A 13,561-nucleotide genomic window follows, 5' to 3' on the forward strand; every position below is an offset into this window, starting at 1 on the left:
ACGACACTTATGCGACGCGAGACACTGTTAACATCGGGCGCGAATCAAATGTAGCCGATTTGTTATCAAAGTTCTGGCCTGCGATAACGTTCCCATTTCGCGGCCATTCATGGAAAACACAGACGTTTTCATGGCGATATTGAGCTGGACGCGTACCTTGGGTGGCAGCACGGAAAAGCGAATAAGTTAACTACGCCGGTGATAAGAAAGCAAATCACGGGTGTAGGCCGTGTGATTCCGACAGACGAAATTACCAATAACTAACCGAGAGGAAAGTGTGACTATGTCTAAGGACATCAAGGACCTGCTCAACGCCACCGCCTACGACAAGGACGGCGAGAAGCTCGGCGACGTCAACGAGATCTTCGTGGACGACAACACCGGTAAGCCCACCTTCGTGGACGTCAAGCACGGTCTGTTCGGCATGAACAGCAGCCTGGTCCCGCTGCGCGGCCACGACTTCAACGGTGACGAGCTGCGTCTGGCATTTTCCAAGGATCGCATCAAGGATGCCCCGGACTTCGATTCCGACTCCGCACTGACCCCGGAACAGCAGAACGACATCTTCCGTCACTACGGCCTGGAGCAGGCCGAGGACCGCACCGAGTACCGCGACACCAACCGCGACGTTAACCGCGAGCAGGACCGCACCAACGCCGGTACCGCTGGTGTCGCTGGTGCTGGCGCCGGCGCAGGTGTTGCAGGCGCTGGCGTTGCCGGCGAGCGCACCGCTGCCGACGAGAAGAAGGTTGCCGGCGAGCACGCTGCTGACAAGAACGTTGCTGACCGCGAGGCCGCAGCCACCGAGCGCCAGGCTGCTACCGACGACCGCACCGCTGCTAACAATGACGGCTCCATGATCCGTTCCGAGGAGCAGCTCAACGTCAACAAGGAAAAGGTTGCTTCCGGCGAGGCTCGCCTGCGCAAGTACGTCGTCACCGACACCGAGACCGTCGAGGTTCCGGTTACCCACGAAGAGGTCCGCGTCGAGCGCACCCCGATCTCCGAGGAAAAGGCTGCTAACTTCACCGGCGAGATCAAGGACGGCGACACCGAGGAAGCTTCCGTCACCCTGCACGAGGAGCGCCTCAACGTTGACAAGCAGACCGTCCCGGTCGAGAAGATCAACCTCAACAAGGAGCAGGTCACCGAGACCCAGCGCCACACCGAGGAGCTGCGCAAGGAGCAGATCGACACCGACGGCCTGGGCACCCAGGACAAGAAGTAAACACTTCCTCGTCTAAATAGCACACCCCGGCAGGCCCCGCGCCTGCCGGGGTTTTGTGCTGCCAGCAGGTCTTCGACTAGTTCCAGCAGGTATTCGCCTAGGTCTTGTCGTCGGTGAGGCAGTGCTTGGGCGGCTAAGTGGTACTGATAAAGTATTTCGGTTCCAATAATTCCCGCTGCCGCGTGCAGCTTGCCACAACTCAAGAAGGTGACCCATACGTCCGTAACGCATGCCGACAACGACAAGCTTTTCAACCCGACTTTTATCCTCGCGTGGATCGTAAACTTCGCGCAGTTCCTCGTCTTCTACATCCTGATCACCACGATGGCGGTCTATGCCGTCACCCAATTCGGTGCTTCCGATACCGCCGGCGGCTTCGCTGCTAGCTCCTTCGTCGTGGGCGCCACCGTGGCCCGGCTCTTTTCCGGCTACGTAGTCGACGCCGTCGGCCGCCGGTCCTCGCTCTTGGTGTCCCTGGTACTGGTTGTAGTCAGCTGTGTTTTGTATTTCCCGGCGCATTCGCTGGCGGTGCTCATTCCCGTTCGCTTCGTGCACGGTGTGGGCTACGCGGTGACCTCCACGGCGATTATGGCCGTGGCGCAAGCCGTCATCCCGAACCGCAAGCGCGCCGAGGGGACCGGCTATTTCGCCCTCGGCACCACGCTGGCGACGGCGATCGGCCCGGCCATCGGCCTCTTTCTGGCCAACGGGCCGGGGTATACCACGATGTTCGTGGTCGTTTCCGCGCTGACCATCATCGATCTTGTCGTCGCCTTGTTCCTCAAGGTTCCGGAAAGCAACCGCGACTCCCGGCCGAAGTTCACCTTGGCCGCGGTGGTCCACCCGCGGGTCGCGCCCATTGGCGTGTTCATGTTCCTAGTCGGCATCGGTTACACCGGCGTCGTGACCTTCCTTAATTCTTATGCGCACGCGACCGGCCTGACCGCCGGTGCCGGGCTGTTCTTCATCGCCTATGCCTTAATGACCTTTGCCATGCGCTTCTTCCTGGGGCGTCTCCAGGACCGGCGCGGTGACAACAGTGTCATCTACATCACGCTGGCGGGCTTTATCGCTGGCCTCGCCCTGTTGGCCACGGCGACCGCCGACTGGCACGTGGTCCTCGCGGGCTCGCTGGTCGGCTTGGGTTATGGCTCCATCATGCCGGCCGTGCAGGCGATTTCCGTGCGGCTGGTCAAGCGTGAGGAGATGGGCGCTGGCATCTCCACCATGTTCCTCTTCCTCGACCTGGGTGTGGGGCTCGGCCCGATCTTCCTGGGCATGCTCATTTCTTCTACCGGCTACTCGGCCATGTACTGGTTGCTCGCCGGCCTCATCGTGATGGCGGGCTGCGTCTACTACCTCGTCCACGGTCGCACCGACGCCGCCAAGGGCAGCAACTTGCACACCGAAGACATTTAGAGGTGCGCCCTTCGCGCTCACCGGGAGCAGATTCTGGTGCAGCCGGGTCGTGCTGGTGACCGCGAAGGGTTCATCAAGGGGGTGTAAGGCATGAAAAAAGCCCCCAGGAGGGGGCTTGGGCGGTACCGGCTTAGGCGGCAGGTTGCTTGGACGGCTCGATGATATCGCCGACGCCGTGCTCGGCGGCGTCCCAGACTTGCTTGTCCTGGATGCCCGCGCGCTTGGCGACGATGGTGGCGCACACGGACTGGCCGGTGACGTTGACGGCGGTGCGGCCCATGTCGATGATGGGCTCGATGGCCAGCAAGAGGCCGACGCCGGCCAGCGGCAGGCCCAGGGTGGACAGCGTCAGGGTCAGCATGACGGTCGCGCCGGTCGTGCCCGCGGTGGCGGCCGAGCCGATGACTGAGACGAAGATGATGAGCAGGTACTGGGTCGGGCTCAGCGGGATGTCGTAGAACTGGGCGACGAAGATGGCCGCAATGGCCGGGTAGATGGAGGCGCAGCCGTCCATCTTTGTCGTCGCGCCCAGCGGGATGGCGAAGGAGGCGTATTCGCGCGGCACGCCCATGGCCTTTTCGGTAAAGCGCTGGGTCACCGGCATGACGCCCATGGACGAACGGGTGACAAAGCCCAGGGAGAACACGGGCCAAACGCGCTTGTAGAAGCCCATGACCGGGATGCGGTTGTAGGCCAGCACGGCCGGGTAGACGACCAGGATGACCAGGGCCAGGCCGACGTACATGGCAAGCACGAACTTGCCCAGGGAGGCGAGGGCGTCCCAGCCGTAGGAGGAGACGGCCTTACCGATGAGCGCGGCGGTGCCGATGGGTGCCAGGCGGATGATCCACCACAGCACGACCTGGATGACCTTGAGGAAGGACTCGGTGAAGTTCAGGAACGGGTCGGCGGCCTTGCCGGCCTTGACGGCGGCGATGCCCAGTGCCAGGGAGACGACGAGGATCTGCAGGGCACCGAAGCTCAGCGAGACCTCGTTGTCGCTGAAGGAAGCGCCCAGGCCGATGAAGTTTTCCGGGACGATGGACTGGAGGAAGCCGAGCCAGGAGCCGACGTTGCTGGGTTCCTCGGCGGTGGAGGCGTCCACGGTGGTGCCCACGCCCGGCTTTATGACGACGGCGACGAGAATGCCGATGACTACGGAAATCAGGGCGGTGATGGCGAACCAGATGAGGGTGGAAATCGCCAGGGAGGCGGCGTTGGCAACCTTGCGCAGGTTGGCGACCGAGGTGATGACCGCGGCGAAAATCAGCGGCGGCACCATGACCTTGAGTAGCTGGACGTAGGCGGAGCCGACGCCGGTGAGCAGGGAGGTCAGCCAGTTGGGATCCTCGGAGGTGCCGCCCATGCCGGCGGCGATGAAGCCGAGGATGAGGCCGATAATCAGGCCGGCGATAACTTGGGCGCCGAAGCCGGTGGCCCACTTGGGCAGGCCGGAGGAGCCGCGGGTGTTCTTATCGTCGGCGGGCGTGGCCGCGGACGATGGCGTGGAAGAGGACATGAGAAACCTTCTTTAGAAATGAACCGACTAGGTTAGGAAAAATAGACAGGGTAGTTCTTTTAATTGCCTGTTCCACCTTAGACCCTGGCAGGTCAATAGCACAATCCCGCAAGCCCTAGCCGGCCGCCGAAACTCCTGGCAGAATGGGGATATGGCTCTGGAGACACTGGATGATTCGCAGCTGGAACGCATTCTCGTGGTGGTAGCGCACCCGGACGACGCCGAGTACGGCATCTCCTGCGCGGTCAAGCAATGGACCGACGCCGGCAAGGAGGTGGCCTACCTGCTGGTCACCGCCGGCGAGGCCGGGATTAGGAGCCTGCCGCCGGAGGAATGCGGCCCGCTGCGCGCGGAGGAGCAACGGCGCGCCTGCGCGGCCGTCGGGGTCGAGGACCTAGAGATCCTGGACTTCCCGGACGGGCTGGTGGAGCACTCGCACGCGGTGCGCCGGGCCATCGCCGCCAAGATCCGGAAGTTTAAGCCGGATACCGTCGCCATCATGATGTTCGGCCTGCAGGCGCGCTGGGGGCTCAACCACGTCGACCACCGCGCGGTGGGCGTGTCCACGATTGACGCCATCCGGGACGCCGACAACCCCTGGATCTTCCAGGACCTAGACCTGCCGGCCCACAAGGCGCAGCGGCTGCTGGTGGCTAACGACCCGGACAGTACCCACGTGCAGACGCTGAGTGGGGAAGCGGTGGCTGGTGGGGTGGCATCGTTGAGCGAGCACAAGCGCTACCTCGAAGAGCTGCCCGACCATCCGCGGCCGGAGGATTTTATCCCGCAGATGGTCGCGTTGGACGGCGGTGGCTACGGGCTGCGCGTGCGCGTCTACGATCCGGTTTAGAACGCCGGAAGTTGACGCGGCAACTAAAAGCCGTGGCAGTGGCTCTAACAGGGCTTAATTAGGATAGCCTTTCTGGAAATCGGGCGGTCTGCGCCGTAGATTGAGGACATGTCTAAATTTAGCCCTCTCAACTGGCCTGTCGTGCGCCAGTTCCGCTCGGGTGACGCCTTCGGACGGGACGTGAATACCCAGTCCGCCAAGAGCCAGCACCTGCACGGCCGGACCGCGGAGGCGGACAAGGTTGTCCAGTCCGTGTGCCCCTATTGCGCGGTGGGCTGTTCCCAGCGCGTCTACGTTAAAGATGACAAGGTTATCCAGATCGAGGGCGATCCGGATTCGCCGGTCTCGCGCGGCCGCCTGTGCCCGAAGGGCTCGGCCTCGGAGCAGCTGATCAACTCCGAGTCCCGCCTGACCACCATCAAGTACCGCGCGCCGTATGCCACCGAGTGGCAGGACCTGGACACGGATACCGCGATGGAGATGATCGCGGACCGCTACCTGGAGTCCCGCCGCAACGGCTGGCAGGACACGGACGATTACGGCCGTCCGCTCAACCGCACCATGGGCGTGGCAGGCCTGGGCGGGGCGACGCTCGATAACGAGGAAAACTACCTGATTAAGAAGCTGTTTACCGCCACGGGCGCGGTGCAGGTCGAAAATCAGGCCCGCATATGACACTCCGCCACCGTTCCCAGTTTGGGAACTTCGTTTGGCCGCGGCGGCGCAACCCAGCCGCTGCAGGATATGGCGAATGCGGACTGCATCGTCATTGAGGGTTCGAACATGGCCGAGTGCCACCCGGTGGGCTTCCAGTGGGTGGTTGAGGCCAAGAAGCGTGGTGCCCGCATCATCCACGTGGACCCGCGGTACACGCGTACCTCTGCCTTCGCGAACCGACACATCGGTATCCGCGGCGGCACGGACGTGGTGCTGCTGGGTGCGTTGATCAAGTACATGATCGACAATGATCTGTACTTCCACGACTACGTGGTCAACTACACCAACGCGCCGACCATCATCAGCGACGACTACCTGGACACCGAGGACTTGGACGGGCTGTTCTCCGGCTTCGACCCGGAGACCGGCAAGTACGTCAACGACTCGTGGCAGTACGTCAAGAAGGATGAGGGCCAGGCGTGGAACGTGGAGCGCGACGAGACCCTGCAGCACCCGAATTCGGTGTTCCAGATTCTCAAGCGTCACTACGCGCGCTACACGCCGGAGATCGTGGAGGAGACCTGCGGTATCTCGCAGGAGGACTTCTACTACCTGGCGCAGTCGATCGCGGATAACTCCAAGCCGGATCGCACGACGTGCTTCGCCTACGCTTTGGGCTTTACCCAGCACACGCTGGGCGCGCAGTTCATCCGCACGGCGGCTATCCTGCAGCTGCTGATGGGCAACGTCGGCCGCCCGGGCTCGGGCATCATGGCGCTGCGCGGGCACGCCTCGATCCAGGGCTCGACGGATATCCCGACGCTGTTTAACAACCTGCCGGGCTATCTGCCGATGCCGCACGTCCAGGACGACGGCTGGGACAACTACGTGGCCAACTTCGCCAAGCCGGGCTCGAAGGGCTTCTGGCAGATCGGTGAAAACTACGCCGTGTCCCTGATGAAGTCCTACTTCGGCGACAACGCCACGAAGGACAACAACTGGGGCTTCGACATGATGCCGCGCATCTCCGGGGCGCACTCGACCTACGAGACGCTCATGGGCATGCTCGACGGGCAGGTCGAGGGTTACCTGGTCTTCGGCCAGAACCCGGCGGTGGCGCAGTCCAACGGTGGCATGCAGCGCCGTGGCCTGGCCGCGCTGAAGTGGCTGGTGGTCCGCGACTTCCAGGAGATCGAGACCGCCTCCTTCTGGCACGACTCCCCGGAGATTAAGACCGGCGAGCTCAAGACGGAAGAGATCGGCACGGAGGTCTTCCTCATGCCGGCGGCCACCCACGTGGAAAAGGCCGGCACCTTCACGCAGACGCAGCGCATGCTGCAGTGGCGTTTCAAGGCTGTCGATGCCCCGGGCGACGCCACCAGCGAGCTGTGGTTCTTCTACCAGCTGGGTAAGAAGATCAAGGAGCGCTTGGCGGATTCCACCGACCCGCGCGACCGCGCCATCCAGGCGCTGGCGTGGGACTACGAGGAAAACGAGGAAGGCGAGCCGCACTCGGAGGACATCCTCAAGGAGATCAACGGCTACTACCTGGACGGCCCGAAGAAGGGCCAGCTGCTGCCGGCGTTCACGGAGATGAAGTCGGACGGCACCACCTCGGGTGGCTGCTGGATCTACACCGGCGTCTACAAGGACGGCATCAACCACTCGGCCAAGAAGGTCCCGGGTTCGGAGCAGAACGAGGTCGCTCTGGAATGGGGCTGGGCGTGGCCGGCGAACCGCCGCATCCTGTACAACCGGGCATCGGCGGCGCCGGACGGCACCCCGTGGTCGGAGCGCAAGAAGTACATCTGGTGGGACGCCGAGGCCGGCAAGTGGGCCGGCGACGACGTGCCGGACTTCCCGGCCACGCTGCCGCCGGATTACAAGGCGCCCATCGACGCGGTGGGCCCGGCTGCCCTGGACGGCACGGATGCCTTCATCATGCAGACCGACGGCCGCGGCTGGCTGTTCGCTCCGTCGGGCCTGTCGGACGGTCCGCTGCCGACGCACTACGAGCCGCATGAGTCTCCGGTGCGCAACATCCTGTACAAGCAGCAGCAGTCGCCGACGCGCTTGACCATCAAGCGCCCGGACAACCTGTCGAAGCCGGAGGCCGGCACGCCGGGATCCGAGGTCTTCCCGTTCGTCTTCTCCACGTACCGACTGACGGAGATGTACACCTCGGGTGCGATGTCGCGCCGCCTGCCGTACCTGGCGGAGCTCCAGCCGGGGCTGTTCTGCGAGGTCTCCAAGGCCCTGGCAGAAAAGCGCGGCCTGGAAAACGGCGGCTGGGCCACGATTGTCTCGCCGCGCGGCGTGATCGAGGCGCAGGTGCTGGTCACCGACCGCATGGAGCCGATGGTCATCAACGGCCAGGAGTTCCACCAGTTGGGTCTGCCGTTCCACTACGGCGATTCCAACAACGCGGTGGTGGCCGGCGACGGCCCGAACGACCTGCTGGGGCTTACGCTGGAGCCGAACGTGTTCATCCAGAACTCGAAGATCGGCGCCTGCGATATCCAGCCGGGCCGCCGCCCGCGCGGCCAGGCCAAGTTGGAGCTGCTGCACGAATACCAGCGCCGGGCCAACCTGGACCTGGATTCGGGCAACCAGTTGGTCGACGTGCTCGATGAGTTCACCATCGAGTCCAAAAATGCCGACGAGGACGGCGGCACCGGCACGGACCGGACCGCCGGCAACGTGGCGGACGACGAAGGAAAGGAGTTCTAGGTGACTGACGTTTTGGGCGCTAATTCCAACGCGCTGACCGAGCACTCCCACGGGTATGACTCATACACGCGCATGGCGTTTTTCACCGATACCTCCGTGTGCATCGGCTGCAAGGCCTGCGAGGTCGCCTGCAAGGAGTGGAACCGTAACCCCGTCGAGGGCTACGAGCTCACCGGCAACTCCTACGACAACACCGGCGCGCTGGGGGCGAATACCTGGCGCCACGTGGCGTTCGTGGAGCAGGGCGACGACCGCATCCAGGAGGCCCGCGAGGAGGGGCGGAAGCTCATCTCGCTGGGCATGCCGACCATCGGCGGCGCGGAGCCAGAGATTGACACCACCCCGCCGGATACTTCGGATTTCCGCTGGCTGATGTCCTCGGACGTGTGCAAGCACTGCACCCACGCCGGCTGCCTGGACGTGTGCCCAACGGGCGCGCTCTTCCGCACCGAGTACGGCACCGTGGTCGTCCAAGACGACGTCTGCAACGGCTGCGGTACCTGCGTGGCAGGCTGCCCGTTCGGCGTGATTGAGCGCCGCGACGACGGCGGCGTGACCCTGAAGACGGACAAGACCGCCACCGTCGATCACCAGGACAACCCCCACGCGGGCGTCAACGTCTTGGCCAAGCTCAAGCAGCTTAAACCGCAGGGCGACGACCACACCGCGGGCCAGCCCATGCCGGTGAAAAACCTGGGCGTGGCCCAGAAGTGCACCATGTGCTACGACCGGCTAAAGATGGGGCAGGAGCCGGCGTGCGCGAAGACCTGCCCGACCAATTCCATCCAGTTCGGCACCTACGACGACATGCTCGCCGCCGCCCAGGAGCGCGTGCGCGAGCTGCACGCGCAGGGCCTGCACGAGGCGCGCCTCTACGGGGCGAACTCGGAGGACGGCGTCGGCGGCACCGGCTCGCTGTTCCTGCTGCTGGATTCGCCGGAGGTCTACGGCCTGCCGCCGGATCCGCGCGTGCCTACTGCGGATCTGCCGCAGATGTACAAGACAGCAGCTAAGGCCATCGGCGCGATGGCGCTGGCGGTCGCGGGATCCTTCGTGTTGGGAGGCAAGAAGTGAGCGCATACGACGAATACCGGCCCCCGCAGCCGGAGCGGGCTAACCGCTACAAGAAATTCGACGGCACCAAGCCGAAGCGCAAGAAGCGCGGCAAGGTAGGCGCCGGTGCGCAGGACGGCTCCAAGGAGCAGCGGATGGCGGAGGACTTCGAGTTCTCCTCCTACTACGGCAAGCCCGTGGTCAAGGCCCCGCCGTGGGAGTGGCCGATTGGCGTCTACCTGTTCCTAGGCGGCGTCTCCGGCGGTTCGGCGCTGCTGTCGCTGGGCGCGCAGGCCACCGGCAACCGAGCGCTGCGGCGTTCGACGTCTATCTCCGCCTTCGGCGCAGCCGCGGCCGGCTCGGTCTGCCTGGTGCTCGACCTGGGCCGCCCGGAGCGGCTGCTCAACATGTTCCGCGTGTTCAAGGTGACCTCGCCGATGAGCATCGGTTCCTGGATCCTGGCTACCTTCGCCACGGCGGCCCCGCTGCCAGCTCTGTCCGAGCTCGACGATGCCACCGGGCGCCGCGTCCCCCTGCCGAAGTTCGCGCGCAAGGCCGTGCACGGCGCGGCCGGCCCGGCCGGCGTCGTCGCCGGTGTACTGGGCGGCCCGCTGGCCGGCTACACCGCCGTGCTGCTGGGCAACACCTCGAACCCGACCTGGAACGACACGAAGCGGCACCTGGCCTTCGTCTTCGTCTCCTCGGCCTCGGCGGCGGCCTCCGGCCTGGCGATGGTGACCACCCCGCAGCAGTTCGCCGGCCCGGCCCGTGCCTTGGGCATGATGGCCGCGGTCAGCGACTTGGTCGCCACCCGCGTCATGGAAGAAAACATGGAGCCCGAGCCGCGCGAGACCCTGCACAAGGGCACGCCCGGCAAGCTGATGAAGGCCTCCGAGTACTTCATCGCCGCCGGGGGAGTGGGCACCGCGATTTCCGCGCTGACCAAGTCGCGGTGGGGCGCGGTCGCCTCCGGACTGAGCCTGCTGGCCGGCTCGGCGTGCACGCGTTTCGGCGTGCTGAATGCGGGTTTGGAGGCGGTCAAGGACCCGATGACGACCATCGGCCCGCAGAAGCGCCGCGCCGCCGCGCGGCGGGCGGAGCAGGGCTTGGATAGCTCGGTCGTCACCCCAGATTAGCGGGGGACAGCGCAGTCTGAGTTTTCGGTTTGTCAGCCCTGTCAAAGGGCGGCATAACGTTGGCTCGTGTGCCCAAGGTGGGACAGAACCTTCGGCACGAGCTACAACCGAATGAAAGATTGCATATTCGTGACTATTCCCCGCACGAAGTCGTCCTATGACAAGCGCTCGTACGACGCCTTCTATCGCAGCCGCGTAGGCCTTGCCCCTGGACCCGTGTTCGCCATCCTGGGCGTGCTCAGTGGTCTCTACTTCCTTCTGACCGGCACTGTTTGGGCAGTGACCGGCGAGTTCACCCGCCTGGGCGGCCACCTGGTCGAGGCCCTGGGCGCAGATATCCAGTCCTGGCAGTACTACCAGGAGGTCACCACCATGGAGGGCAACCCCCTCCAGCGCACCGACGGCTGGATCGTCGTCGCCATGCTCATTGGCTCCCTGGTGGCCGCCCTCATCGCCGGCGATTTCCGCTGGCGCATCCCGCCGCTGAAGCGCCGCTGGGTCCAGGCCCTGTGCGGCGGCATCATCGCCGGCTTCGGCGCCCGCCTGGCGTTTGGCTGCAACCTCGCCGCCATGTTCACCGGCATCCCGCAGTTCTCCCTGCACGCCTGGCTGTTTACCATCATGACCGCGGTCGGCACGGCCGTGGGCGTCAAGATCATCAAAATGCCGTGGTGGCGCGGGCCCTCCAAGCCCAAGCCGATCAACACGCCCAAGGTGGGCCTGGCGGACGTGCGCCGGCAGCTGCAGCGCAAGCGCTGGCTGGGCATCGCCGTGACCATCGTGACGCTTGTCATCGCCGTCGTCTACTTCGCTTCCGGCCAGCCGCTGCTGGGAGTGGCCGTCCTCTTCGGCCTGGCCTTCGGCGTGCTCATCCAGCGCGGCCAGATCTATTTTACCGCCGCGTTCCGTGACCTGTGGGTGACCAAGAAGACCAAGCTGGCGGACTCGCTGATCATCGGTCTGGCCGCCGCCGTCGTCGTGACCTTCGCGGTCCTGCTGCTTACGGATGCCACCCCGCTGACCAAGCCGGCCGGCTGGGGCACCATCCTGGGCGGCTTCCTCTTCGGCATCGGCATCATCTTCGCCGGCGCCTGCGAGACCGGCATGATGTACCGCGCGATGGAGGGCTAGCTGGTTGCCTGGGTGGCCTTCGCCGGCAACATCATCGGCGCCACCGTCTTGGCCTACGGCTGGGATCACTGGGGCATTTACGATGCCCTGGTGGCCAACGCCATCAAATTCAACTTCTACGAATCCTGGGGCCCGTGGCTGGCGCTCATCGCCTCGCTGGCCGCCCTCGGCCTGTGGTGGCTGGCGCAGGCTCCGCTGCGCACCGACCGCCGCGGCCGCCTCGACGCCCAGTACGGAAAGGACAACTAGTGAACGAGCTACCTGATTTCGAGCTGGATCTTTGCGGCGAATCTTGCCCCTACCCGGTTATCCAGACTTTGAGCGCCCTGCAGGACATGGACCCGGGGCAGAAGCTGCAGATCACCACCGACTGCCCGCAGGCCTTCCGCAACGTGCCTGACGATGCCACCGCCGCCGGCCACCGCCTGGTCGGCGAGCCGGAACGCACCGGCGCGCGCATGACCTTCGTCTTCGAGCGCGGTGAGCACGTCACCGGCCCGCGCATGGACAACAAAACCCAGCAGACCAAGCCGGGTCTGCTGGGCAAGCTGAAAAATAAGCTGGGCCGCTAGCGCACGCTAATCAGGGCCTCGCCGGTAGCCGGCACGGTGCGGCCGATGACCGGGTAGCCCGGCACCTCACCGATGAGCAGCAGGCCGCCGGAGGTCTGCGCGTCGGCCAGGAAGATGAGGTCTTCCTCGCTGGCCTCGCCGCCGTCCAGGTGCGGGCGGACCCAGTCCAGGTTGCGGCGGGAGCCGCCGGGGATGAAGCCGTCGGCCAACGCCTCGCGGGCGCCGTCGATGGCGGGCACGGCCGACTGATCAATCTCCGCCGCGATGCCGGAGGCCCGGCACATCTTGTACAGGTGGCCCAGCAGGCCGAAGCCGGTGATATCGGTCGCGGCCTTGATCCCGGCCTGGGTGGCGGCCTGAGCGGCCTCCCGGTTCAGCGTGGTCATGGATTCGACCGCCGACGGGATGGCCTCGCCGGTGGCCTTGTGCTTGTTGTTCAGGATGCCGACGCCGATGGGCTTGGTCAGGGTGATGGGCAGGCCCGCCTCGGCGGAATCGTTGCGCATGAGCTTGTCCGGGTCCACGATGCCCGTGGCCGAGAGCCCGTAGAGCGGCTCCGGCGCGGTAATAGAGTGCCCGCCGGTAATCGAAATGCCGGCCTGCTCGGCTACGTCCATGCCGCCGCGCAGCACCTCGCGCAGGATGTCCAGGCTCAGCACCTCGCGCGGCCACCCCACGAGGTTGATGGCGGTAACGGGCGTGCCGCCCATCGCGTAGACGTCGCTCAGCGCGTTCGCCGCGGCGACCCGGCCCCAGTCATAGGGGTCGTTGAGCATCGGGGTGAAAAAGTCGGCGGTGGAGATGACGGCCAGCCCGTCCTGGATCTTGACCGCGGCGGCGTCGTCGCCGGCGTCCAGGCCGACGATGACGTTCGGGTCCGCGTGGCCCACCAGGCCTTCGACGGCGGATTCGAGCTCGCCGGCGGGGATTTTGCAGGCGCAACCGCCGCCTGCTGCGAATGAGGTCAGCTTGATATCGTCCATGCCCCCGAGCCTACCCGTCAAAGCGCCCGGGATGGTACGGTTGTCGCCCCTCCCATGAACCCTTCGCGCTCACCGGGAGCAGGAAAGTGTGCACTTTGCTCGCGCTGGTGACCGCGAAGGGCGCACCTAGGCAGGCGGGCGCTGGTGTTGGCCGCGGGGGTGCTTGGTAGAGTCTCCGGTGGAGGCGTCTGCGTCCTGGTGGGCGCCCCGGTCTTCAAAACCGGTGAGGCCGAGTATCTCGGTCTGGCAGGTTCGATTCCTGTCCGTCTCCGCCAATAAGCTT

General features: G+C 65.2%; 11 protein-coding genes and 1 tRNA gene. 10 read left to right on the plus strand and 2 right to left on the minus strand.

The genetic code is table 11. From position 1 onward, the window contains the following. Positions 1-283 precede the first annotated feature (283 nt). Together VVR85_RS03520 and VVR85_RS03525 are read left to right on the plus strand one after the other, a co-directional pair. Positions 284-1,228: a PRC and DUF2382 domain-containing protein gene (locus VVR85_RS03520; RefSeq protein WP_368519579.1), complete on the plus strand. Its 945-nt coding sequence runs from the start codon at positions 284-286 to the stop codon at positions 1,226-1,228. A gap of 207 nt (positions 1,229-1,435) precedes the next feature. Next, positions 1,436-2,647 (plus strand): MFS transporter, encoded by a 1,212-nt coding sequence (locus tag VVR85_RS03525; RefSeq protein WP_368519580.1) that lies wholly within the window; start codon positions 1,436-1,438, stop codon positions 2,645-2,647. A gap of 130 nt (positions 2,648-2,777) precedes the next feature. On the opposite strand, the gene VVR85_RS03530 is transcribed toward VVR85_RS03525, so the two are convergent. Continuing rightward, positions 2,778-4,166: a dicarboxylate/amino acid:cation symporter gene (locus VVR85_RS03530; RefSeq protein WP_368519581.1), complete on the minus strand. Its 1,389-nt coding sequence runs from the start codon at positions 4,164-4,166 to the stop codon at positions 2,778-2,780. A 151-nt stretch (positions 4,167-4,317) separates the two neighbouring features. On the opposite strand from VVR85_RS03530, the gene VVR85_RS03535 reads away from it, so the two are divergent. The 7 genes from VVR85_RS03535 to yedF all read left to right on the plus strand — a co-directional run bounded on the left by VVR85_RS03535 (position 4,318) and on the right by yedF (position 12,295). Next, positions 4,318-5,016 carry a PIG-L deacetylase family protein gene (locus VVR85_RS03535; protein WP_368519582.1) on the plus strand — a complete coding sequence of 233 codons (699 nt, stop codon included), beginning with the start codon at positions 4,318-4,320 and terminating at the stop codon, positions 5,014-5,016. 108 nt (positions 5,017-5,124) lie between these two features. Then, positions 5,125-8,403 (plus strand): formate dehydrogenase-N subunit alpha, encoded by a 3,279-nt coding sequence (gene fdnG, locus VVR85_RS03540; RefSeq protein WP_368519583.1) that lies wholly within the window; start codon positions 5,125-5,127, stop codon positions 8,401-8,403. 72 nt (positions 8,404-8,475) lie between these two features. Then, the gene (locus VVR85_RS03545) at positions 8,476-9,477 is read left to right on the plus strand and encodes a 4Fe-4S dicluster domain-containing protein (RefSeq protein ID WP_368519792.1); all 1,002 of its coding nucleotides are present in this window, start codon (positions 8,476-8,478) and stop codon (positions 9,475-9,477) included. Next, the gene (gene nrfD / locus VVR85_RS03550) at positions 9,474-10,592 is read left to right on the plus strand and encodes an NrfD/PsrC family molybdoenzyme membrane anchor subunit (RefSeq protein WP_368519584.1); all 1,119 of its coding nucleotides are present in this window, start codon (positions 9,474-9,476) and stop codon (positions 10,590-10,592) included. Before VVR85_RS03545 ends, nrfD begins: the two co-directional genes overlap by 4 nt. A 129-nt stretch (positions 10,593-10,721) precedes the next feature. Beyond that, entirely contained in the window at positions 10,722-11,723 is a 1,002-nt protein-coding gene (gene yedE / locus VVR85_RS03555; protein WP_368519585.1) for a selenium metabolism membrane protein YedE/FdhT, read from the plus strand. Between the two features lie 12 nt (positions 11,724-11,735). Next, the gene (locus VVR85_RS03560) at positions 11,736-11,972 is read left to right on the plus strand and encodes a hypothetical protein (RefSeq protein WP_368519586.1); all 237 of its coding nucleotides are present in this window, start codon (positions 11,736-11,738) and stop codon (positions 11,970-11,972) included. Further along, the gene (yedF, locus tag VVR85_RS03565) at positions 11,972-12,295 is read left to right on the plus strand and encodes a sulfurtransferase-like selenium metabolism protein YedF (protein ID WP_290225688.1); all 324 of its coding nucleotides are present in this window, start codon (positions 11,972-11,974) and stop codon (positions 12,293-12,295) included. The genes VVR85_RS03560 and yedF overlap by 1 nt, the downstream gene beginning before the upstream one ends. Here the strand turns inward: yedF and selD are convergent. Further along, on the minus strand, positions 12,292-13,278 hold the full coding sequence (gene selD, locus VVR85_RS03570; RefSeq protein ID WP_368519587.1) for a selenide, water dikinase SelD: 987 nt from the start codon (positions 13,276-13,278) through the stop codon (positions 12,292-12,294). The two genes, yedF and selD, sit on opposite strands and share 4 nt — an antisense overlap. A 180-nt stretch (positions 13,279-13,458) precedes the next feature. On the opposite strand from selD, the gene VVR85_RS03575 reads away from it, so the two are divergent. Then, a tRNA-Sec gene (locus VVR85_RS03575) sits at positions 13,459-13,553 on the plus strand. Positions 13,554-13,561 lie beyond the last annotated feature (8 nt).

Origin of the sequence: Corynebacterium sp. LK2590 (assembly GCF_040946105.1) — a bacterium.
In the GTDB taxonomy this organism is placed as follows: domain Bacteria; phylum Actinomycetota; class Actinomycetes; order Mycobacteriales; family Mycobacteriaceae; genus Corynebacterium.